This is a genomic window from Xanthomonas sp. DAR33341, assembly GCF_003992815.1.
Taxonomy (GTDB): Bacteria; Pseudomonadota; Gammaproteobacteria; order Xanthomonadales; family Xanthomonadaceae; genus Xanthomonas; species Xanthomonas cissicola.
Genome location: NZ_QEYV01000016.1, coordinates 58,148 through 82,511, shown reverse-complemented (window position 1 = coordinate 82,511; position 24,364 = coordinate 58,148). Strand labels below are relative to the sequence as shown.

Below are 24,364 nucleotides of genomic sequence, written 5' to 3'. Positions count from 1 at the left end.
ACCCAAAACCTCATCCACCGCCATCACCCGTCATTGGTTACCGCCGAGAATCGCTCATGCTGCGCACCACCCTTGCACCGCTCGTCCTGGCCCTCGCGTTCGCGCTTCCTATCACCGGCACAGCCGCAGAGACCGAACGCTGGCCGAACTTCGGCACGCAGGGCACGCAGTTCGTGCGCGACGGCAAGCCCTACCAACTGCTTTCCGGCGCCATCCATTTCCAGCGCATTCCGCGCGCCTACTGGAAAGACCGCCTGCAAAAAGCGCGTGCACTGGGCTTGAACACGGTGGAAACCTACGTGTTCTGGAATCTGGTGGAACCGCAGCAAGGCCAGTTCGATTTTTCCGGTCACAACGATGTGGCCGCGTTCGTGCGCGAAGCCGCCGCGCAGGGGTTGAACGTCATCCTGCGGCCCGGCCCTTATGCCTGCGCAGAGTGGGAAGCCGGCGGCTACCCGGCCTGGTTGTTCGGCAAGGGCAACATCCGCGTCCGCAGCCGCGACCCGCGCTTTCTCGCCGCCAGCCAGGCGTATCTGGACGCACTGGCCAACCAGGTGCAGCCGCTGCTCAACCACAACGGTGGGCCGATCATCGCCGTGCAGGTGGAGAACGAATACGGCTCTTACGCCGACGACCACGCGTACATGGCCGACAACCGCGCCATGTACGTCAAGGCCGGCTTCGACAAGGCCTTGCTGTTCACCTCCGATGGCGCCGACATGCTCGCCAACGGCACCTTGCCCGACACCCTGGCGGTGGTGAACTTCGCACCCGGCGAGGCCAAGAGCGCATTCGACAAACTGATCAAGTTCCGCCCCGATCAACCGCGCATGGTCGGCGAATACTGGGCCGGGTGGTTCGACCATTGGGGCAAGCCGCACGCCGCCACCGATGCCAGGCAACAGGCCGAGGAGTTCGAGTGGATCCTGCGCCAGGGTCACTCGGCCAATCTCTACATGTTTATCGGCGGCACCAGTTTCGGCTTCATGAATGGCGCCAATTTCCAGAACAATCCCAGTGACCACTACGCACCGCAGACCACCAGCTACGACTACGACGCCATCCTCGACGAAGCCGGGCACCCTACGCCCAAGTTCGCGTTGATGCGCGATGCCATCGCCCGCGTGACCGGCGTGCAACCGCCCGCATTACCGGCGCCGATCGCGACCACCACGCTGCCAGACACGCCGCTGCGCGAATCGGCCTCGCTCTGGGACAACCTGCCCGCACCGATCGCCATCGACACCCCGCAGCCGATGGAGCAGTTCGGCCAGGATTACGGCTACATCCTCTACCGCACCACCGTCACCGGCCCGCGCAAGGGCCCGCTGTATCTGGGCGATGTGCGCGATGTGGCGCGCGTGTACGTGGATCAACGACCGGTCGGCAGCGTCGAACGGCGTTTGCAGCAGGTATCCCTCGATGTAGAGATTCCTGCAGGCCAGCACACCCTGGATGTCCTGGTCGAAAACAGCGGCCGCATCAATTACGGCACGCGCATGGCCGACGGCCGCGCCGGCCTGGTCGACCCGGTCGTGCTGGACAACCGGCAACTCACCGGCTGGCAGGCCTTCCCGCTGCCCATGCGCACGCCCGACAGCATCCGCGGCTGGACCCGCAAGGCCGTGCAAGGCCCGGCGTTCCACCGCGGCACCCTGCGCATCGGCACGCCGACCGACACCTATCTGGACATGCGCGCCTTCGGCAAGGGCTTCGCCTGGGCCAACGGTGTCAACCTGGGCCGCCACTGGAATATCGGCCCGCAGACCGCGCTGTATTTCCCCGCGCCGTTCCAGCGCAAGGGTGACAACACGGTGGTGGTCTTCGATCTGGACGATGTCGCCACCCCCAGCGTGCGCGGCCTGAAGCAGCAGGTGTGGCTCAAGCCGAAGGAGTGAGTCTCACGAGGCGGCGGCGGCCGACGCATGTGCGCGCGCACAGCCGCCATCAGGTCGTGGACGCAGGCGTCGCGGCAGCGGCCTGTTCGCGGATGCGTGCTGCCTGGACTTCGGTCGCCAACAGCGTGCCGCGCACATGGGGCGTGTTCTGACGGGCCTGTTTCATGCAGAACCGGGCGAACCCTGCAACGCCCTCTTGCGGCGCGATCGCGTTCGAAGTCAGCACCCGGATCAGGCGCTGCTGCAAACCGGGCATCCTGGCGGCGGCGCGCGCCTGGCTTCGGGCATCGGGGTTTGCCAGTTCCTGCTCGGCCATCTCCAGTTCCTGCAGCATCAGGCTGACCGCTCGCTGCTGGGTGTCGTCGCGCGTGCGCACCTGGTGCAATTGCGCCAGCAGACGTTCCGGCGCCCGATCGACCGTCGCAATAGGCGTTTGGCCATGAGAATGCGGATCGTCGTGCACGTCGGGCTGCGGAAGGTCCGCCTGCGCGCCGAGCTTGGCGTCGAGATACTTCGTCTGCAGTTCGAGGCAGCATTGCATGTAGGCGATCTGCGGCTTCACCGAGCCGGGCGTTTGCAGCCACTGCGCAAGCGCGGTTTCGGTCAGCACCGCGCTGTGCTTGGCATGGCTGCGCATCGCCTTGGCTCGCGCCTGATGCGGCTTACCGGTCACTACCGCGCGTCCGTAGTTCGCGGCTGCGCGCAGGGCGGCATTGACGCGCCGACTCAGCGGCGCCGCATGTGCCGCTCGACCCGAGCCCTTGCTCTGATCTGTCGAGCGCGGCTTGACCGGATGCCGTTTCTGCAGGTCGTCGGCGCCGCTCTGCAGAAACGCGTCCAACGCCTTTTCCTGCCCGTCGATGCAGGCGTAAAGCGCGCTCCGCAACTCGAAACCGTGTTGGGGAACAGCATTGCCTGCCGCTCTTGCGTCGGCAGCCGAAGCATCGGGTTGCGGCATTGCCGGTTGAGCATCACCTGCGGCAGAGGCGCCTTGGCGATGCTTCGGCTCCAGGCCGGGATCGGCTTCTGCAACGATATCGTCTTCATCGCTCCCCGCTGATTCCTCCGCCACTGGCGTCAGTGCAACGCCGAGCGCGGTTGGCTGCAACTGGTCGGCGACGTTGGGCGTTTCCTGGACTGCGGCACTCTCCGCCTCGCGTGCAGGCAATAGATCCGCCACCGCCAGTAGCGCGCGATCGACGCCAGGCATGTCCTCGGTCTGGTACCTGCGGTAGCGCTTCTGCTTGCCGTGCGCCAGTAGGAATTGATGGCTGCCGACCCCCATCGTGGCCGCACCGAGCAGACCTGCGCCGATGATCAGGCCGGTGCCCACCGGTGCGGCCACCGTGGCGCCGGCAACGACGGCCGCGCTGACGCCGACCTTGGTCAACGTACTGGCGGTGTAGGTGATTCCACCCACGACAAAGCCCTTGTTCCACTGGTTGAACCGATGCGCAAAGCGGTCGTACTTGCCCAACTTGGTGCTCACAAAGTACTGGTATCGCTGTGCGCCAGGACTGAGCTCGCTAGGTTCGAGGTCTTGCAGGAAGCGCTCGACCCTGCCGACATCCACGGCAACACGCGCCCTTTCCCGACGCGACTGGTGCAGGAAGGTGCCCCCCAATGCGGTCGCCGCCACGCTCGCCAACGGCGCGAGCACGAAGCTGCCGGCGATGCCCGCCGCAGAGGCAGCACCTGCGGCAGCGGCGCTGTGGCCCACCAGGCCCGCCGCATTTGGGCTCTTGCTGGCGATTGCCAGCCCGCCCTGGATGCCGAGTTCGCTCGCTGCCTTGGTGAAGATCACCCCGGCAGAGGCCATGGAGGTCGCGGCGATGGCACCGTCGCGCGCATTTCGCCGCTGTAGATAGGCGTTGGTATCGATCGCCTCGCTCAGTGCATGCGCGTGCGCATTTGCAGCGCCTGCAGGCGCTGCCGTGCCCAAGGCAGACTGCAGTGCCGCCTGCTCCGAGCGCAGGCGGCGTTCCCGCTGCCGCAAGTGCGTGCGCTGCTCGGCGACTTCACGGGTTTCCTTGTACGCGGCATAGATCGCAAGACTCGACAGCGGCAGCATCGCGCCGCTGATGCCCAGGCTCATCGCCAGATCGAATGCGCCTGCCGGGGCGCCTTCCTCGGCGAGGGCGTGCAGGACGCCTTCCTTCGCTGCATGCCCAACCGCTTGCGGATCCGCCGGATGCCCGGCGCCGGCATGCGGCGCTTGGTGTCCCTCCGGCGTCGGCGCATGCGGGGCATGGGCAGCGTGCGGCTGTGCAGGATGTGCGGTCTGCGGTGGGTGTGACGGGTGGCCATCCGGTGCCGCTGCATGGTCGGCCGGTGGGTGCGCGGGCGGATGCGCTGACTCCCCGGCTTCGGCGGAGTGCTCGGGTTCGCCGCGGCGGGGAATGTCGTTGATCAATTCGGCCGTTTTGTCCGCGGTTCCGTGCAAGGGGTCGGCCACGTACTTGGCGACCACGAAGACGTCATAGGCCGTCTCCGCTTCGGCAACTCGGGCGTTGGCATCCCCGTGGTGCACTCGTCGCTCGCTCTCATCGCGATGTGTGCGTCTGGGCAGTGGTCGCGTCTGCAGCGCGTTCAGCCCCAGTGGCCAACCCTGTCGATCTTGCGGCGATTCCGCTGCGGGCGGCGTTTCGACGGCCGCACAATCGCGTGTGACAAGATGCTGTGCAATGGATCGTTGGACGCGCATGAGCAAACTCCAACCGGTGCAAAGCGGCGATGGTGCGCCTGTCCTTTCCATCCAGTCTTGCTGGGACGAACACGCGATTCCGTAAACGAACGCTCCGGCCCGACCACGCGTCGCGCGATTTATCCCGGAGAAAGCCCGCCATTGGGTACCTCCACGCCGGATTGGCAAGATGCAAGCCGCCGCATGGATGGCCTGGCGGAGCTGGCGATGCGCCAGGACGCGCCGGCACAGCAATCCAGCTGTTGAGCCCCCGCGTTCTAGCAAGACGCCCATCGCCTTCAGCCCTATTGGGCAATCAAAAATAACCGACGGAGCAGATTTCACCCGATGACGCTTTAGACCTGGCCGCAGCCGCCGTTATCAGAACGTCCGGTGCCGCTGCGCCGCCCGCGTACCGTCGAGGTATCGGACGGCACAGATTCCAGGCAATATCACCGGCTGACTCCGTTACGGACGCGCTTGCTTGCGACGTAGACGGCTTGATTGCAGGTTCCAGGAGCGTTGCATGTCGTCGTCTACCGTTGCACAAGAGTCCGTTTCCGCCGTTGCCGAGCACACCCAAAACGCCTTCGCCGAGCAGATCCACAGCAAGCCCATGGGCAGTGCCGAAGCCGCACACCTGATGACGTTCCTGTGCCAGACCGAATCGGCCAAGAAGCCGCAGACGCTGCTGCCGCCGCAAATGCGCGATGACAACGCCGCCTGAGCGACGCGTTTGCGCGAGCAAGCGTGGCGACAGCCGTGACGCTGTCGCCAGACGCGGTTACTTTGCAGTGTCGAACGACCTGAGCACGGTCAACAGACTGTTCAGATTGTCTGCGGCACCACCTTGCGCAACGTTCTCGACATCTGCCGCGCAAGCGCCCGTATCGACACCATAGGTCTGGATCACGCCCTGATTGGTGGCCGCCTGCGCCAAGGTGTCTTGCTGCTGTTGTGCAGCGACCGCATTCTGAAACAGGATGCCGCTCGAATGGGCCATGCTTTGGTAAATCGAACTCATTGCAACCGCTGGCGCTTCGCCAACGACCTTGACGTTGGTCTGGGTGACGGCATCGGTGATCTGCGGATTGACTGCGGTTGGAAAAGCCATCAATGCACTCCTGAGTGAATGGATGCACGGCGATTTGTGTTGTGCAGGCCCATCGGCGCTAAGAACGCATCGCGGTTATGTTCCCCGCATCGCCGCCGGCGTACCGCCACACCACGCTCGCTGTGCCATCACGATAGCGGCCGGCGCGCGCGCAACTCGACCCTCGCATTGCCACGCTTCAGCGCGCGTCGCAACCTCGGTGTGATCGTGCGCGCGGGTGCAATGCGGCTGAGTCATCGCTGCACTGAAGGCTTTACCGCGGCAATGCTGCACGATGGCCGTGTACACAGTCGCGCCAGGGTCAGGCCAGGTGCCACCAGCTAGTAGCAGCCGGAGCAGAGCGGCCACATCGCTATGCGTCTGGTGATGCACTTCGACCAAGCCGCCTCGACGGACGGAACACGTGGTATTTAAGAGATAATAAAAAGGTCTCTTTAAACTTGGCACAGGACTGGACCACGATGCATCCGCCACGCCTGCTGAGCCGTCTCGTTGCGAGCCTTGCTGCAAGCCTGGGTGCGCTTGTCGCACAGGCGCAATCGCCTGCGTTGCCGCCTTCGCCGATCGTGCTCAGCGAGTTCATCGCCGACCCGGCTCCCACGCCGCAGGCTCACGCCTCCACCTTGCTGGAAACGCGCGATGGTCATCTGCTGGCTGCCTGGTTCGGCGGTGAGCACGAAGGTGCGGCCGATGTCGGCATCTGGCTCGCTCAGCGCGGCCCGCAGCAATGGCAGACCCCACGCCCTATCGCCGATGGCGCACACGCCGGCGTCGATGGCACTGCAGTGCCAGCATGGAATCCGGTGTTGTTCCAATCGGCCACCGGGCCGGTGCAGCTGTACTACAAGCTCGGACCCAATCCGCGCCAATGGTGGGGGCTGCGTCTGCTCTCCACTGACGATGGCGCGCACTGGTCGCCACCGCAGCGGTTGGCCGACGGCATTCTTGGGCCGATCAAGAATAAGCCGGTGCAATTGCCGAACGGTCGCATCCTGGCGCCCAGCAGCAGCGAAGACCGCGGCTGGCGCGCGCATTTGGAATGGAGCGACGACGACGGCGTGCACTGGCAACGCGGCATGCCGCTCAACGACGCGAAGGCGATCGGCGCGATCCAGCCCAGCCTGCTGATGTATCCGGATGGCCGCCTGCAGGCATTGGGCCGCAGCCAGCAAAACAAGCTTTTCAGCACGTTCTCACTCGATGGCGGCCTGCATTGGCAGCCCATGCACTTGCTGGAGGTGGAAAACCCGAACTCCGGCACCGACGCGGTGGTGCTGCACGACGGTCGTGCGTTACTGGTCTACAACCCGGCCATTGCCGGCAAGGACTGGTGGGACGGGCGCGGCACCCTGGCCGTTGCCGTCTCCAACGATGGCGTGCACTGGCAACGCGCGCTGACCCTGGAAGACAGCGCCGGTGATGAATTTTCCTATCCGGCCGTGATCCAGACCCGCGATGGGTTGGTGCATGTCAGCTACACCTGGAAGCGCCGACGGATCAAGCATGTGGTGCTCGATCCCACGCGGTTCGGCGAGTGCAGCCCCTGCCAGGCGCCCGTCCCCGCAACGCTGCCTGAGCGCTGCACAACGGCATGCGCCCACGCCGCCGATCCTTCGTCATGATGACGACGGCTTCACCCCTCGGAATTCGCCAATCGCGTTGCATGCCGATCATCGTCATCGAGCGACAGCCAAGAAGAGGAATGCGATGCGACGCGTCGATCAACCACGCCCGCCGGGCACGCCGTTAGGACTGCGGGAGCAGAATGCGTCCAATGCGGATGTGCCCGCGCGCAGTGTCCCACCCGCACACCCCGCGACCGAGCGCCCTAGCGGCATGCTCGGCGGCCTAACCAGATATGTGCCTGGTGGCCGGTCCGGGCGACCGTCGGCAACGCCTGCCGATGCCGAGACCTCTCGCCGGCCAACCACATCCGCTCCCCCACTTCCCTACGGCGGATCCGGCAGCGCCGCGCGGATGAACGAGGCGGCTGGACATCCTTTGCAAACCCCGGAATTGCCACAGCTCAGCGACATAGAACGCGCTCGCTTCCACTCCGTCACCACCGATTCGCAGCACTTGCGGCCGGTGCGCCCCCGTATGCCACCGACCGTGGGCGCTTCACCATTACGGCGCTCCCCAGCGATTCGCCCTTACCGCGACGTGCTGTCGCAATGGCAACGCCACTACAGCGCAGATCGCAATCGCTGGCACAGCGCATGGCGCCAAGCCAACAGCAACAACCCGGAGGTCGAGAGAAGAACGAGCCGGGCGCTGAAGGCGACAACCGACCTGCTGGAGGACGCAACCGCACCGGAGCAGGTCGCGCTGGAGCTGCGCTCAGTTCCGCTGCCGCAATTTCCCGACCAGGCATTCCGTCTGTCTCATCTGCAGCACATGACGATCGACGCGGCGGGGTTGATGGAGCTCCCGGACACCATGCAGCAATTTGCGGGCCTGGAAACACTGACGCTGGCACGCAATCCGCTTCGCGCGCTACCTGCATCCATCGCAAGCCTCAGCCGATTACGCGAGCTCTCCATCCGCGCCTGCCCGGAACTGACGGAACTTCCCGAACACCTGGCGAGCACCAATGCATCCGGCGAGCACGAGGGCTTGGTCAACCTGCAGAGCCTACGGCTGGAACGGACCGGAATCACATCGCTTCCGGCGTCCATCGCCAACCTGCAAAATCTGAAAAGCCTAAAGATACGCAACTCGCCGCTGTCCGCCCTTGGCCCGGCCATCCATCAACTGCCAAAATTGGAGGAGCTTGATCTGCGGGGCTGCACCGCGCTGCGCAGCTATCCGCCGATTTTCGGCGGCAGTGCGCCATTGAAGCGACTGATTCTGAAAGACTGCAGCAACCTGCTCACGCTGCCACTGGACATTTACCGCCTGACGCAGCTGGAAAAACTCGATCTGCGAGGTTGCGTCAATCTCTCCAGACTGCCCTCGTTGATCGCCCGATTACCTGCCAACTGCATCATCCTGGTGCCGCCGCATCTCCAAGCGCAGCTCGACCAGCATCGTCAGGTTGCGCTCGAACTGAACAAGGTTGCGCTCGAACGCATCGAAGACACCGCACAGGCCATGCTGAGCACGGTCATCGATGAGGAAAGAAATCCTTTTCTGGAAGGTGCCCCATCTTATCTTCCAGAAAAGCGCCCGCCCGGCACTCCCACCACCTTCGGCGAGATTCCGGTATTGCAGAAAATGCTCGAAGAAAGCAGGGATCCCCATTTCCTGCAACGCGTGAGCGACATGGCAGGCCCATCCCCCAGAATCGAAGACGATAGCGAGGAAGGCCTCCGCCTCCATTACACGAACGTCAGCAACTGGAAGGCGCAGCAGAGCGCGCACCTGGGCATCGTCGATCATCTCGGGCAGTTCGTTTATCACGAAGCAAGCCAGCTCGACGCAGCGTCGCTGGCCAAGGCAGTCCAGATGTGGAAGACCCGCGAGCTGATCGTCAACGCACACCCGCAAGACCGTACATCCTTTCCTGACTTCACGCTGCACATTCCCGAGCAGGTCAGCGACGACGCTGATGACGAACAGCAAACAAGCCCGGCACCTTCACGCGATCAGTAAAGGGCAAACACGAGATGCGCCGTCGCCAATCGAGCATCGCCGTCATGTGCCTGCGCAAGTCAGGCGACGCCTCCCTGGCCGAACGGAGCGTTGCGCGCGTTTCACGCTTGCTGCAACGCGCCCACCATCCGTTGTACCCGCGCGGTATCGGTCCGCTGGTAGTCCCCGCCCAGATCGCGGATATAGGGGTGCGGCGACGGCACCTGGGCGGCGATCACGCCACGCGCCGACGCATGGAATTCGTGGGCGCCGGTGTGCTGCCGTAGGGCGCGGATGTTGTGCTCGGAAAGCCCGGCACCGGGCATGATGCCGATGCGCCCGGCTGCCTGCCGCACCAACGCGGCGATAGTGTCGATGCCCTCCAGCGCACTCGCACGTGCGCCCGAGGTCAGCACCCGCTCGCACCCCAGCGCGATCGCATCCTCCAGCACGCGCGACGGGTCGGCACTGACATCGATCGCGCGATGAAACGTCACCCCCAACGACCCTGCTGCCTGCATCAACACGCGCATTGTCGCCAGATCGACCTGCCCATGCCGGTCCAGCGCGCCAAGGACCACGCCATCGCATCCCAGCCGGACGCACTGCTCCACATCGCGGCGCATCACCTCGACTTCGGCGGCGTCGAACACGAAGTCGCCCACGCGCGGACGAATCAGCACATACAGCGGAATCCGCAAACGTTCGCGCACCACCGCCAACGTGCCGAACGACGGCGTCAGCCCGCCGCCATCCAGCCCGCCGCACAGCTCCACGCGCATCGCACCGCCTGCTTGCGCGGCCAATGCCGAGGCCACCGAATCGGCAGCCACTTCCAATCCCACCGCGCTCATGCTGCCGGCTCGCTGGTGTAATGGCTCTCGCCAGGCACCAGCAGATCCTGCCGCTGCGCGTCGCACACCGCGTAACTGAAGCCCTTTTGGATCGCGAACGCTCCCACTTCGCCGCGCTTGTTCATTGCCAGAAAGCCGACCTGCAATGTGCGCGTCAGCTCCGGCTTGCGACGGATCAGCCGCATCACCACCTCGCGGCAGGCATCGGCGGGCGATTTGCCCTGCCGCATCATTTCCACCACCGCAAAACTGCCGACGTTGCGGATCACCTCCTCGCCCACACCCGTCGAGGTCGCCCCGCCCACGTCGTTGTCCACGTACAGGCCCGCGCCGATGATCGGGCTGTCGCCCACGCGGCCGTGCATCTTCCACGCCATGCCGCTGGTGGTGCATGCACCGGATAGATTGCCGTGCGTATCCAGCGCCAGCATGCCGATGGTGTCGTGATTGTCCTTGCCGCCGGGCAACTTGGCATCGCGCCAGGCGCGATTTTCGACATTGGCTTCGGGCGAATACTTGGAGCTCTTCAACCACTCTTTCCAGGCCGCTTCCGAGCTTGGAGTCAACAGCTTGGTTTTCGGAAAACCCTGTTCGAAGGCGAATTGACGCGCGCCGTCGCCCACCAACATCACGTGCGGGGTTTTCTCCATCACCGCACGTGCCACCGAAATGGCGTGCACCACGTCTTCCAGCGATGCCACCGCGCCGCAATTGCCCAGGTGATCCATGATGCAGGCGTCCAGCGTTACCCGGCCATCGCGGTCCGGATAACCGCCCAGGCCGACGGTAGGATTGTTCGGGTCCGCTTCCGGCACACGCACGCCGGCCTCCACCGCATCCAGCGCAATACCGCCGCTGCTGAGAATCTTCCAGGCTTCCTGATTGGCGGCGACGCCGAAATCCCAGGTGGAGATCACCCGCGCCGCACCACGCGGCAGCGCCGTCGGCCGCATGCCTGGCGTGGCGCCTGCCGCGGCTTGCGCGCGGGCGCCCCAGCCGGCCAACCCGGACGCAATCGCGCCTAGCGTGGCGCTCTTGAGGAAGTGACGGCGTTGAAGCATGCGGATGACTCCATGACGGAAACGAGCGGCCGCGCAGTGCGGTACCAGCCTTCCATCATGCGACAGCGTGGCGTGCGGATAAACCTTATTGCGGCGTTGTCGCATGCGGATCCGTGCATAACCCTTGCCTGGCTGGGCTAACCCTGTCTCAGCCGCTGCGTCTCCGATGCATGGATCCGGCTGGCGGCTGGCGGCGGGCAACGGACGGTGCCATGCGCGGCCACGCTGGATCGGCGTTGGATCAGGGGATGACGCAGCCACGGATGTCCTCTTCGTCGCCCCCTCATCCGGCGCTGCGCGCCACCTTCTGCCGGTGGAAGAAGGGTTTCAACGCCAGACGCTTGTAGCGAGAGGTCGGCCGCATCGCATCAGCCAACGCGGGGGTATCGAAAAAAACTTCCACCCGGTTGACCCCATTCGCCGCACTGGCCCGTTTCACTGACAGAGGCGCAACCTCGGGCTGTCCGGTCGTCCATCCATCCCACCTCGCCCTGCAAAAGATTCCCATGTCACGTCACAGCCTGACTGGGCTCGCCTTGTGGCTGGGCGCCTGCTCGCACGCATCCGCTGCATCGATCAGCGAACGGTCGCGCAGCGAATCTGTGCCACTACCCGCGCAAGCGCGGCGGCCCGGCAAGGCAGCGCAGCGCTCGGAATGCAAGGTCAGCTTGCGGTACCCGTCCGCGCGCGGGCATTGGTAACGCCATCGGCACCCGGTCCGCCGTCGCCGCCCATCCAGGCGATGCCGGTCCCGGTCAGCGCGCCACGTCCCGCACCTGTCTGCCCCCCTGCCTCCGCGCCAGACGAGATGCTGCTTAGATGGTGCCGGAGCCGGCGCTAGACGATGCGCAAGCCGCGATGGCGCCGCCCCCACTGCCTGCACCCATCACCGTGCACAACGACGATGTGCAGGCCAATGGCGCGCTCGCGGCAGGCGCGGATCACAGCGCGCTTGCCCCGCGATGAAGCGACGTTGCTGAAATTTTCCACATCGCCAAGCGATTGGCTGGCGGACCATGCTGTTTCCGGGAGCACGCAGATACCGATCACGCTCCGCATCATGGCGGCCACGCCGACTGCAGCGGCCGTGCAGACCTGGGCGAGACAGTTGCGCAATCAGCTCACATAACGTGGCTGGCCAACGCAGATCGTGCTTGCGCAAGACAGCAATCTAGCCACCGATGGATGACGGATCGAGCTCTCGGGCACTGTGACCTGAAAGCGGCCGACCATCCACCGTGCCTTCGCCGAGAGCGCCGTCGTCGCGCAACCTGCTGGTGAGCACATGATCGCGCCAGTGACCATTCAACTGCAGATAGCGCCGCGCATAGCCTTCGATCTGAAAACCCAGCCGCTGCAGCACACGCGCACTGCGCAGATTCTCCGGCACGTATTGCGCCATCACCCGGTGCAGGCCGAGTGGGCCAAAGGCAAAGGCAATTCCTTGCGTGGCTGCCCACTGGATCAAGCCGCGTCCCTGCTGCGCCGCGTCCAGGCCATAGCCCATGTGGCACGCCTGGAACGCGCCACGCTGGATCTGGGTGAACCCGGTGGTGCCGATCACGTGCTCGCCCTGTAACAAGACCAGTTGCAGCTCACGCTCGCCAGGCATCGCGCTGCGGTATGCCACGCACAGGCGGCGCCAACCCTCGACGGTGTAGAACGCGGGCGGCCGCAGCGGCATCGCATCGGCCAGATGGACGCGGTTACGCGTGTGGTAGTCGGCCATTGCGGCCGGATCGACAACGGCCAGATCGCAAAGCACCACGCCATCGGCGCGGCGGATCGGCGCAAATCGCGGAAGACTCATGACGGCCGCGCCTCAACCATGCATGTCATCTTGCTGCGAGGTGCATCCGGCTGATGCATACGATCATGCTCCGCAAGCCGTCTCCATAGCAGTGCGTCGTCCGATGCACGAGATGGAGTGCCCGCCTGTCAGCAACACCCTCACTGCGCATCATTCAGAGCACGGCGCCATCCACTGCGCGAGGCGACTGCACCCGCCTGGCAGCGAGCACAGCAGGTGTGCCGCCCGCTCTCAGGCGGCAGCGACCGCAAGCGCCTGGCCGACCTGCGCTTCGATGGCGTCCAGGTTCGGCAACAGGGCGCTTTGCTCGCCCAGCAACACGCGCATGTGCACACCGTCGGGCAGCGCATCTTCCGAGGCATCGGCCAGCAGGCCATCGCGCGGCACCGAAATCAGCTGCGGGAACGAGGCAGTCAGCAGCGCGAAATACGGCAACGCCGGGTTGCCGCCCAACGCCTTCAACACGATGACCTTGTTGTTGACTGCGGTGGGCTCTTCGCCCATGCCGCTGAGGCGCGCGAACGACAGCAGCGGCACCTTCCAGCCGTACCAGTCGATGCGTCCGACCACCCAGCGCGGCATGTCGGGCAGCGGCTCGACCGCCACACGCGACATCACCTCGGCCACCGTCGCGTTCGGCAGCAGCACGCGCTCGCTACCGGCCTGGATCAGGACGCCGCGGATTTCGTCGTTATTGGCGTAGCTCATCGCATGATTCCGATTCGAAAGGGAGCGCCCGGCTTATGCCGGCCAACGCTGTGCCAGCGCCTGCGCCAACTGCGCAGGGTCGCCGGTCAGAATGCCTTGCCGCGCCAGACGCGCCGCGGCCGCGGGGTCGTAACAGCCATCGGTGGATTGCCCGGCCAACCAGCCGCCTTGCTCGGCCAATGCCAGCGATGCCTCCACCAGCGCCTCGTTGGCACCGCTGAGCATCAGCACCGCGCTGTCGGCCGGCGGCAGCGCCGCGATCAGCCCGGCCGGATCGGCCGGTGCCACGAACGCCAGCGCGCCGGCATGCTGTTGCACGCCGACCTCGTCGGAGAGCACATACACCTTGCCCGGTGCGACCACTTGTCCCGGTTCACCCAGTTCGACCGGCAACGCAGACACGCGCCCCATCTGCCGCACCAGGTTGCCGTACTGGCCGCCATCCAGGGTCATGCGCACCAGCACCGCGCGCGGGAATTCCGACGGCAATGCGGCCAGCAAGCGACGGATCGCATCCGGCCCACCGATGCCAGCGACGACCAGCACTGCGCCGGTGACGCTGCCGCCGTACTCCAGATCCACCAGCGACAAGCCGCCGGTGGACAGGGCCGCCACATCGGGTTCGGCGCGCGGGCGCACCACCACGGCTACCTCGTCCACCAGGCCCCAGGTACTGGAATCGCCCAGCGTCGGGCCCGGCTTTTCCACAGCGACCGGTGCCGCCTCCTGCATGGAGGCGTGCGCGAACAAGGCATCGCCAGGCACGCTGTCGAACGCATGCGCGGCCGCTTCCAGGTGCTGATCCAGCTGCAGGTCCGAGTGCTGGTGCGCGACCAGCGCCAGACCCGGCTCGGGCTGCAGCGACGGTTCGCTCTCGGTGCCAGGCGGCAGCACGTCGGCATGGCCGTGCAGTTTGGCGGCCAGATGGCGCACCCAACGCTGCGCTTCCCAGCCTTCGCGACGCACCGTCAGTTCGGCCTCGTCGAAGATCACGGTGACGCCAGGCATGTTGAAGGCCGGCTCTAGCGCTTCGAGCGCGTCTTCGATGGACGGTTCGAGTGCCACCAGCACCGCCACCGGCTCGGCGTCGCGCAGCATCTGCACGTCGACCGCCGCTGGCTCGTCTTCCAGCACCACCTGCGCACCGGCCAGGCCAAGCGCTTCGCGCAGGCGCTCGCGCGCCTGACCGGGACGGCCCAGCAAAGCAACCGGAGTTCCCATTGCGCCATTAGTCTCGGACACGGGCGATCCCCAGCAGGTCATACACGTTTCGCATCAGATCCAACTCTTGGTAGGGCTTGCCCAGGTAACGCTGCACGCCGATCTCGAAGGCGCGCTGGCGATGCTTCTCGCCACTGCGCGAGGTGATCATCACGATCGGCACCGCCTTGAAGCGCGGGTCGGCCCGCATCGCGGTCGCTAGCTCGTAGCCGTCCATGCGCGGCATTTCGATATCCAGCAGCATCAGGTCGGGCACGCGCTCTTCGAGCAGTTCCAGCGCCTCGACACCGTCGCGTGCGGTGGACACGTCCAGGTTGTGGCGTTCCAGCACGCGGCTGGTGACCTTGCGCATGGTCAGCGAATCGTCGACCACCATCACCAATGGCACCTGGCGCTGCGCTTCGGCCTGGGTTTCCAGCGACGGACGCGCCGGCTGGGCCAGGAAACGACGGACTAGCGGGGCGACGTCCAGGATCACCACCACGCGGCCATCGCCTGTGATGGTGGCGCCGTAGATGCCCGGCACCGAGGCGATCTGCAGGCCCACCGGCTTGACCACGACTTCGCGGTTGCCCAGCACCTGATCGATGGCCACCGCGGCACGCAGGTCGCCCGCACGCACCAGCAGCAACGGCACCTGCGCCTGACCATCGGCACGCGCGGCGGGCTGGCCGACCAACGAGCCGAGGTCGTGCAGCACGTACTCTTCGCCGGCGTAGTGATACCCGCCCTCGCCCGACTCGTAACGGGTGCGCGAGATGCGGCCGATACCGCTGACCGAACCCACCGGCACCGCGAACGTCGTTTCGCCGATGCGGACAAACACCGCCTGGGTGACCGCAAGCGTTTGCGGCAGACGCAAGGTGAAGGTGGCGCCCTGCCCGCGTACCGAGTGGATATCCACCGAGCCGCCGAGCTGACGCACTTCGTTGCGCACCACGTCCATGCCCACGCCACGGCCGGCCAACTGGCTGACCTGCTCGGAGGTGCTGAAGCCGGAGGCGAAAATGAGGTGATCGAGTTCGGCTTCGCTCAGCTCCTGGCCCGCTTCGATCAGGCCGCGCTCTTCGCCGCGGCGACGGATCGCCTCGCGGTCCAGCCCGGCGCCATCGTCGGCCACTTCCAGCACGATTTCCGAACCTTCGCGGCGCAGACGGATCGCAATGCTGCCTTCTTCCGGCTTGCCTGCGTCGCGCCGTTGCTCGGGCGTTTCCAGCCCGTGCGCCACCGAGTTGCGCAGCATGTGTTCCAGCGGCGCGACCATGCGATCGAGCACGTTGCGATCCAGTTCGCCCTGGGTGCCTTCCAGCACCAGATGCACCTGCTTGCCGGTGTCGCTGGCCGCCTGACGCACCACACGACGCAAACGCGGCACCAGACCGTCGAACGGCACCATGCGCGCGCGCATCAGGCCGTCCTGCAGTTCGGAGCTGACGCGCGACTGCTGTTGCAGCAAGCCGTCGTACTGACGCGACAGATCTTCCAGCACGCCCTGCAAGCCGCCCAAGTCGGCCGCCGATTCGTTCAACGCACGGCTGAGCTGCTGCAGGGTGGAGAAGCGGTCCAGTTCCAGCGGATCGAAGGTACGATCGCCCTGGTCCTGTTCGCGCTGATAACGCGCGACGATTTGAGCTTCGGTTTCCAGATCCAGACGTCGCAACTGATCGCGCAGACGAGCGTTGGTGCGATCCAGTTCGCCCATGGCGCCACGGAACGCGCCCAACTGCTGCTCCAGGCGCGAGCGGTAGATCGCCACTTCGCCGGCGTGGTTGACCAGGCGGTCGAGCAGGTCCGCGCGCACGCGCACCTGCTCCTGCTGCACGCGCGGCAGGAAGTCTTCTTCGGCCTGGCCCTCCATCGGAACCGGAGCGGACAGCGGCGCCGGTTCCACCGACGCCTTGGCGATCGCGCGGACATCGGCGTCGCTGGGCGCTGCGGCATTGCGGCCACGGGTACGGGTTTCGAAGGCTTCCACCAGATCGGTCGGCATCGTCACCGCACGGTGCATGCCGGTGCGGGTCAGCAACTGATGCAGGCGGTCGAAGCCCCGCTCGAACAGACGCACGTCGTCGCGATCGATGTCGGTGCGGTTGGCCGCCACGGCTTCGAGCAGCGATTCGATCGCGTGACCGAGATCGCCGATGGCGTTGATGCCGGCCATGCGCGCACCGCCCTTGAGCGTGTGCAGATCGCGTTGCAGTCCGTTGAGGACATCGCGGTCTCCCGGCACTTCGCGCATGCGGGCGATCAGGCCATCGCAATGGTCCAGCAGGTCGCGACCTTCTTCGACGAAGATGTCGACCAGCTCGCCGTCGAGTTGATCGAAGTTCAGCGGGCCGGCATCGAATGCCGCGCCGATATCGTTGCTAGCCGTACCGGCACGCCCCGCGTCTTCGACCGGGGCGCTGAACGCAGCGGCGGTGGTGTCTTCCGGCTCGTCGGCACTGCGGTCGGTAGCGTGCTGATCTGCGGAGTCGTCGGCATGCTGATTGGCACCGGCGTGGTCGCTGGCTTCCGTTTGTTCGGCGTGCGCTGCGTGTTCTGCGCTTTCGAACTGTTCTGCGCGCTCGGCGTGATCGGCGTGATCGACCACGTCAAACGCATCGACTGCGGCCTGCGCGCCGGCCTGCGCCGCCTCGTCGGAGGTGACAGCCTGCGTGTCGTACAGCTCCGGCGCAGTGTCCGACTGCGGATCGCCCGCCTCTTCCACCTGATCGGCCGCATGCGCCATTTCGAATGCCTGCACCGATTCGACGGTGTGATCGGGCAGGACGCCGGCATCGGCCTGCGCGGCGCCAACACGGTCGGCGTCTGCGTGCTCTGCTTCGGCATGCTCTGCGTCGGCATGCTCTGCGTCGGCATGCTCGGCAGCCACATGCTCGGCTTCGGAGTGCTGCGCTTGGGAATGCGCGGTCTCGACGCGCTCGTGATCGGTCGTGTGCTCGGCGTCGCCAGCGTGTTGGTCGGACTGCGCGTGCGTTTGCAGCTGCTCGTCGGCATCGACGTACTGGTCAGACGGCACCTGCTCGTGGACGTGCTGCTGCGCATCGGCAGACGCGCCATCGCCCGAATCCATCTGTTGATTCGCAGACGCATGCGCTTGTGCCTCTGCGTGCTCGCCCAGCTGCGCCGCTTCTTCCAGAGGTTGGTCTTGGCCCGCATCCGGTTCGCCATCCTGCAGCCGTACCGCGTCGCCGTGCTGCGCCGCCTCGCCTACCGGCTGCTCGCCCGCATGTTCCTGCGTGTCGGCGGGCTCGTGGCCAGGCTGATCGGCCGGCACGCTGTCCGGCGCTGCGGTTTCCGGGGTCCAGTCTTCGGCGGTCGTTGCATTGGCGTCATTGGCGTCATCAGCCAACGCAGCGTCGGCGTGCACGGCCTCCGGCGCTTCGATGCTCTCGACCGCCTCGTCAGTGTCTGCCGTAACCTGATCGTCGTGCGCGGGCACATGCTGTGCCTGCGCGTCCACTGCCTGCTCGGCATCGGCTGCAGCCAGCGTCTGCGCACCGCCCAAGGCAGCTTCTGCATCGGCCAACTCGTCTACCGCAATGCCGTCGGCGTGCGTGCTGGTCGCGTCGGCGTCATGCCCGCTGGAGACAACCTCGGCAGACGCCTCACCGGGCTCTGCCGCGTGCTCGCCCGGCGCGTGAGCGTGCGGTGCGGTCTGCGCATGCTGCAGTTTGGTGGCGTCCCAGGCCTCGGCTTCGACCAGCGGCTCGTCGGCCGGCAGGTCGTGTGCATCGATGCCCTGCGATGCGGCCCGGTCTGCCTCTTCGTCTGGCGTAGCATCGCCGTGCGGCGCATCGGCAAGCTGCCCGGATGCGGCGACCGGTACCGGCGCGTCGCCGCTCGATGCGGGCACAGACTCGGCAGAGGCGTGGACATCTTCGTGCACGGCGGCATGGCTGCCGTTGTCGACCGCATGCGGTACAGGCGCGTCCAGTGCGAGTGCCGAATCATGCTCGGCCTCGGCCTCGGCCTCGGCCAGCTCGTCCACGGCAATCGGCGCGTCGTCCGGCTGCGGCTGCGCGTCTTCGGCATCTTGCGTCGATGCGGGCGCGTCGGACGGCAGCGCGCCGGCATCCAGGTACTGCGACAGATCCTGCGCACCGGTCAGTTCGACCGGGGCATCGCTGCCGTCCACCGTGGCGCCTGGGGCGTCGACATCGTCCAACTCGTCCAGGAACGCCTGCGGCGGCCACTGCGCTTCCGGCAAGGTGTCCACCAGCGCGCGCAAGCGCTCGGTCAACGGTGCGAACGACGGAATCAACGGCGCATCGGCGCGTAGCGCTGTCACCGTGGCGGCAATCGCAGCAACGGTGGCGGTGAGCGCTTCGAGCCCCTCCGCCGACGGCGTGACAGACGCGGCCAGCAATCGCTTGACGTAGCTTTCGGCCGGCGTCGTCACCAAGGTGATTTCCGGCACGTCGGTCATCGCGAACGCGCCACTCATCGTGTGCACGGCGCGCAGCACTTCTTCGGTCGCCAACTGCGGCTCGGCCTGGCTGGCCTGCAGCCAGCCGTTGACCGTGTCCAGATGCGTGGCGACCTCGGCTTCCAGGATCTCGCGCAGCACGCTGTCCACCGAAGCCGGCGTTCCACCGCTGGCGGCAAACACGCCTGCGGCTGCCGCCGGAATCGCAACGGCGCCGGCCACCGGTGCCGCGGCTGCGGGCACGTAGTAGACCTCTTCGCCAGCAGCAACGCGCTCGGCGATACCCTGGATTTCAGGCAGATCGGCGCTGATGCGGCCTTGGTCGCGCAGCGCGGCATTGAATTGCGGCAACACCGCGTAGGCCAGTTCGACCATTGACACGACCGCCGGGCTGGCAGGCCGCGAATTATCGAGCACGCGGTTGAGCATGCTCTCGATCTTCCAGCTGAACTCGCCGAGCACGCTGGCACCGACCAGACGCCCACTGCCCTTCAGGGTATGGAAGACGCGGCGGATCGGGCGCAGGGTTTCCGGGTTGGTGGGCGCGGCGCGCCACACCGGCAACAGCTGCCCCAGGTTGACCAATTCTTCGTCGAATTCTTCCAGGAACACGTCGCGGATATCGTCGTCGATATCGCTATCGCCAAAACCGCCGAAAATGCCGGCGTCGGCAGCCTCCAGAGCGCCTTGGCTGGATACCGGTTCAGCGCTTGCCTGCGCGGGTTGCGCATCGGCTGCCGCTGTCGGTGCCTGCGGGCGCTCCACGTCGAACTGCGCGGCCGCTGCATCGAGCTGGGCCAGGAACGCAGCGGAAGCGTCGTCCAGCTCGAATTCGCTGACCACCGCCTGTTGCACGCGTGAGGCGACCGGCTCGGACGCTGCTTCGGACGGGACGTCCTGCGGCTCCTGTGCCGGCTCGACGAACGGGTCGTCCACTTCCTGCGGCGGACTTGGCGGCGGCGAGAAAGCGTCTTCGATGCTGGTCTGCGCGCGACGCGTTGCGTTCTCGGCGATGAACTCCAACGGTGCGTCGGTCTGGTCGGCGTCGCCCGGCAGGTCGATCTGCTCGATCTGCAGCGGCGCGTCCTCGGCAAGCACCGGCTCGGCGGCGTGCTCCTGCTCCAGCGCGCTCAGATCCACCGTGTAGCTGACCTGCGCGGTTTCGTTGCCATCCTGCTCGGCCGATACCGGGTCGAACGTAGAGGTGGCGATCGGCGCGGCCTGCTCCGTGGTTTCCAGGTGCCAGTCACCGGGCGCCTGCGCGCCGTCGTCCGAAAGATCCAGCGGCGCCACGGTGAACGGCACGTGCGACTGGCCGGACACGGTTTCTTCGGCGGCTACCGGGTCGAACGAGAACACCGTATCGGTCGCCGCAGCGCCGGTGTCGTGCACCACGCTGGCGGCGAACGGCGTCTCGACCACGGTTTCGTTCGCCCATTCCAGCGATGGCAAAGACGCGCCGTCGTTGGCGGCCTGCGGCGCGTCCGCGTGCCGCAACGGCGGGGCGGCCGCCGGCTGCGGCTCGGCCGCGCTGCCCGGCTGGTCCGCGCCGACCGGCAAATCGGACGGCTGGCCCGACGGCAGCGGCCAGTAACGCAGCGTTTCCAGGCTGTTACGGGTGATATCCAGAATCTCTTCGCGGCCGGGACGGCGCTCGCGCAGGGCTTCCAGGTAGTACTCCAGGCTGGCCATCGCGTCGGCCAGGGTGTCCAGCTGGCGTCCGCTGGGCACGCGCTGCTTGCCGATCAATTCCAGATCGACGTAGCGACGCACGCCTTCCAGATAATCGGCGGCCTGCGGCAGCTCGAGGATGCGCAACGCACCGCCGACTTCGCCGAGCAGGTGCGGTACCTCGGCCAGACGCGCATGGTCCCAGTTGGTTTCGATGAAGGCGACGAAATGTTCGCGCGCCGCACCGAAGTTGGCGATCGCCTCTTGCGCCAGCACATCGACCGTGCGGCGTACTTCCGAGGAGTTGGCGCTGTTGCTGACTTCGGTGCCGTCGCCAGGGTCGGCGCCGAGGCTGGCCACCTGATCGTCCAGCGATGCATCCACGTACAGCAGCGCGCCGGCAATATCCAGCAGCACGCTTTCGTCCATCTGGGTCTGACCATCGACCACGCGTGCCAACGCATCGCGCTGCTGCACGACGACGCTGCGCGCCACGCCCAAGCCCATCATGCCGAGGGTGTCGGCAACGCTCCCCAGATCGTTGACCTGGGTCTGCAGCTCGGCGATCTCGCCGCCGGTGCGCAGATGCAGATCCAGCGCGTCCTTGACGCGCAGCAATTCTTCCTTGACCGCATTGCCGACGGTGTCGAGCAGCTCGCGATTGCGCCCGCTCAGACTGCCGCGCGCATGATCCAGCTCGGCCTCGGTGGCAACACCGGCCTGCGGGTCGAACGCGAACAGCACGCTCTCGTTGAGACCTGGCTGGCCACGGGTGGCGCGGATCTCATTGAGCAGCGGCAACAACACGATCGGAATGTCGCGGTGCCCGTTCTGCAAGCGCTCCAGGTAATCGGGCAGCAGGACGGTGCCGCGCATCAGCATCGCGCAGGCTTCATCGCGATCGGCGACCTCGCCCACCTGCACGGCCTGGGCCAGCAGCTCGAGCTCTTCGGCCACCATCGCCGGCGCATACAACTCGACCATGCGCAGCGTGCCCTGCACCTGGTGCAGGTAGCCGGCGCAGAACCGCATCCGACTGGTATCGGACGGTTCTTCGGCAAAATATTCGATCTCGTTGCGCGCCTGGCGCAACGTCTCGTCCAGCTCTGGCTTGACCCAGCCCAGTGCGGCGTGACTCATCGCATCGCGAAGCGCACTCATTGCAGCCCCCTGACTACGACCGACTCGCCGCCAGCGCGGCAACCGGTCACTTCCTGCATCGACGTAACGCTACTACGCGCCATCTGCTGATCCTTTCCCGTTCCGCGTCGTGGTCACGCCGGCAGCTTGAAGTCGGCGACCGAACGGCGCAGATCGGCAGCGAGCTGAGCCAGGTTGCCGATCGATTCGGCCGTCTGCTCCGCACCCTGCGATGTCTGGCTGGTGATCTGTCGGATCACGCCCATGGTCTGTGTGATATCCGTCGCTGCGGCCGACTGCTGGTGCGCAGCGATGGAGATGTTTTTAATCAGGTTGTTCAAGGCGTTGGACACGCGCTCGATTTCGGTCAGCGCGGTGCCGGCGTCTTCGGCCAGGCGCGCACCGGACACCACTTCGGACGTGGTCTGTTCCATCGAACTGACCGCTTCGTTGGTATCGGCCTGAATGGTCTGCACCAGACCTTCGATGCGTCGGGTCGCACTGGAGGTGCGTTCTGCCAGGCGCTGCACTTCGTCGGCCACCACAGCGAAACCGCGACCGGCTTCGCCGGCCGACGCTGCCTGCACCGCGGCGTTGAGCGCCAGGATGTTGGTCTGCTCGGAAATGTCGTTGATCAGTTCCACGATCGAGCCGATCTCCTGCGAGGATTCGCCCAGCCGCTTGATGCGCTTGGAGGTTTCCTGGATCTGGTCGCGGATCTGGTCCATGCCCTGAATCGTCTCGCGCACCACGCCGGCGCCCTCGGCAGCGATGACCACCGAGCGCTGCGCCACTTCGGCCGACTCGGTGGAGTTGCGCGACACCTGTTCGATGCTGGCAGCGATTTCGCTGATGCGCTCGGAGGCAGTCGTGATCTGGTTGGCCTGCTGGCCGGCCGCTTCGGCCAGTTGCATGGCCGTGGCCTGGGTTTCCTGGGTCGACACGGCCACCTTCGCGGAGGTGTCGTTGATGGTGGTCACCAGGTGGCGCAGTTCGTCCACGGCGTAATTGATCGCGTCCGCGATGGCGCCGGTCATGTCCTCGGTCACCGAGGCCTTCACGGTCAGGTCGCCCTCACCGAGCGAGCTGATTTCGTCCAGCAACCGCATAATCGCCTGCTGGTTGCGGCTGTTGAATTCCACCTGCGACTGGTAGCGCACGTCCTGCTCGCGGGTCCGCACGCGCACCGAGCTCCACACGAAGCCGATGATCGCCAGCAGCGCGACCAGGCCGGACACCACGCCCAGCCAGAAGTTCGGGAACAGGCGCGTATCGCGCACCGAACCGAACGCCGAGAACGCATCGAAGAGCTTCTTGCTGTCTTCGAGCATCTTGCCGGAGCCGGCCGTCAGTGCGGCGGCCGAGGACTGTGCGGCGAACAGGTTGCGCGAGCTGGCGAGGATGGCGTCGACGTCTTTCTTCATCGTCGTCCACTGCGCCTGCGACTGCTCCAGCGCCGACAACGCGGCCGGGTTGCGCACCGCGGCGATGCCGAGTTCTTCGTTGCCTGTGCGCAGGCCTTCGAGCATCTGCGTGAACACCACCGAATCGCGTGCCAGTGCGTCGCCCGAGGCGGCTGCATTGGCGCCACCGGCGCGCATTTCAGTGACCCGGCGTGCCATGGTGCCGGCGACCACCACCTGCTGCAGCGTGTTGTAGATCTGCGAGGCAGGCGCGCCGCTGACCGTCATCGCGCGCACCACTTCGTTCAACTGCGCCTGCAACTGCGGCACGCTGCCGGAGAAGCGTTCGGCGTTGCCGGCCAGACCGAGCACCGCCGGCTCGCTGGCGATGACCTGATCGGCGTTTTTGCTCAGCGGCACCCAGGTCGCCTTGAGCTGCGCCATCGAGCTGGCGATCGAGCTTTCCTGGCCGTAACGGCCATCCAGCTCGCTGACCGTGCCGTCGATGCGGCCCTTGGTTTCCTTGAATGCGGCGAAGGCCTTGGCGTCGCCGGACACCGCTTCGCGGCCCTGGTTGGCCAGCTGCTGCGAAAGCACCTGCAAGTCGGCCGCGCCGGTGCCGGCACCGGCAAGACGACTGCCCTGCCAAGTCGCGACGCCGGTGTTGGCGCCAAACACGATCATCGACAACACCAGCAAGCCGAGCCAGAAGCTGGTGCTGACGCTGCCGAGCTTGTTGGTCTTGCGGGCGTCCGGGGCGGTACTCATGGTTCGACCTCGATCTGTATGACGTGGC

At 66.1% G+C, this 24,364-nt stretch carries 14 protein-coding genes; 4 read left to right on the top strand and 10 right to left on the bottom strand.

What is annotated here, in order from left to right; all coding sequences use genetic code 11:
• Positions 1–56: 56 nt before the first annotated feature.
• On the top strand, positions 57–1,898 hold the full coding sequence (locus EO156_RS04645; RefSeq protein ID WP_005924753.1) for a beta-galactosidase family protein: 1,842 nt from the start codon (positions 57–59) through the stop codon (positions 1,896–1,898).
• A gap of 49 nt (positions 1,899–1,947) precedes the next feature.
• Here EO156_RS04645 and xopK read toward each other — a convergent pair whose 3' ends face one another.
• Entirely contained in the window at positions 1,948–4,602 is a 2,655-nt protein-coding gene (xopK, locus tag EO156_RS04640) for a type III secretion system effector XopK (protein ID WP_267965706.1), read from the bottom strand.
• Positions 4,603–5,107: 505 nt separating this feature from the next.
• Here xopK and EO156_RS04635 point away from each other — a divergent pair.
• Positions 5,108–5,308, top strand: coding sequence for a hypothetical protein (locus EO156_RS04635; RefSeq protein WP_003482459.1), 201 nt, complete (start codon positions 5,108–5,110; stop codon positions 5,306–5,308).
• A gap of 57 nt (positions 5,309–5,365) precedes the next feature.
• Here the strand turns inward: EO156_RS04635 and EO156_RS04630 are convergent, their stop codons facing one another.
• The gene (locus EO156_RS04630; protein ID WP_005924745.1) at positions 5,366–5,695 is read right to left on the bottom strand and encodes a RebB family R body protein; all 330 of its coding nucleotides are present in this window, start codon (positions 5,693–5,695) and stop codon (positions 5,366–5,368) included.
• Between the two features lie 461 nt (positions 5,696–6,156).
• Between EO156_RS04630 and EO156_RS04620 the strand changes: the two genes are divergently transcribed.
• Positions 6,157–7,317, top strand: a complete 1,161-nt coding sequence (locus EO156_RS04620) for a sialidase family protein (protein ID WP_016849774.1) — start codon at positions 6,157–6,159, stop codon at positions 7,315–7,317.
• Positions 7,318–7,672: 355 nt separating this feature from the next.
• Positions 7,673–9,289 carry a hypothetical protein gene (locus EO156_RS04615; RefSeq protein ID WP_026006970.1) on the top strand — a complete coding sequence of 539 codons (1,617 nt, stop codon included), beginning with the start codon at positions 7,673–7,675 and terminating at the stop codon, positions 9,287–9,289.
• A 101-nt stretch (positions 9,290–9,390) separates the two neighbouring features.
• On the opposite strand, the gene EO156_RS04610 is transcribed toward EO156_RS04615, so the two are convergent.
• The 8 genes from EO156_RS04610 to EO156_RS04570 form a co-directional block, all read right to left on the bottom strand.
• Entirely contained in the window at positions 9,391–10,122 is a 732-nt protein-coding gene (locus EO156_RS04610) for a copper homeostasis protein CutC (protein WP_016849772.1), read from the bottom strand.
• A complete protein-coding gene (locus tag EO156_RS04605) occupies positions 10,119–11,183 on the bottom strand; it encodes a N(4)-(beta-N-acetylglucosaminyl)-L-asparaginase (protein WP_005915130.1) in 1,065 nt (354 codons plus the stop codon). The genes EO156_RS04610 and EO156_RS04605 overlap by 4 nt, the downstream gene beginning before the upstream one ends.
• Positions 11,184–12,020: 837 nt before the next feature.
• Positions 12,021–12,218 (bottom strand): hypothetical protein, encoded by a 198-nt coding sequence (locus EO156_RS23905; RefSeq protein ID WP_230578030.1) that lies wholly within the window; start codon positions 12,216–12,218, stop codon positions 12,021–12,023.
• Positions 12,219–12,354: 136 nt separating this feature from the next.
• A complete protein-coding gene (locus EO156_RS04590; protein ID WP_003482472.1) occupies positions 12,355–12,993 on the bottom strand; it encodes a GNAT family N-acetyltransferase in 639 nt (212 codons plus the stop codon).
• 231 nt (positions 12,994–13,224) lie between these two features.
• The gene (locus tag EO156_RS04585; protein ID WP_003482475.1) at positions 13,225–13,701 is read right to left on the bottom strand and encodes a chemotaxis protein CheW; all 477 of its coding nucleotides are present in this window, start codon (positions 13,699–13,701) and stop codon (positions 13,225–13,227) included.
• A gap of 33 nt (positions 13,702–13,734) precedes the next feature.
• Complete coding sequence (locus EO156_RS04580) at positions 13,735–14,922, bottom strand: chemotaxis protein CheB (RefSeq protein ID WP_003482477.1); 1,188 nt, start codon at positions 14,920–14,922, stop codon at positions 13,735–13,737.
• A 7-nt stretch (positions 14,923–14,929) separates the two neighbouring features.
• Positions 14,930–22,186 (bottom strand): Hpt domain-containing protein, encoded by a 7,257-nt coding sequence (locus EO156_RS04575; protein ID WP_029996347.1) that lies wholly within the window; start codon positions 22,184–22,186, stop codon positions 14,930–14,932.
• A gap of 113 nt (positions 22,187–22,299) precedes the next feature.
• Positions 22,300–24,336 carry a methyl-accepting chemotaxis protein gene (locus EO156_RS04570; RefSeq protein WP_003482481.1) on the bottom strand — a complete coding sequence of 679 codons (2,037 nt, stop codon included), beginning with the start codon at positions 24,334–24,336 and terminating at the stop codon, positions 22,300–22,302.
• Positions 24,337–24,364 lie beyond the last annotated feature (28 nt).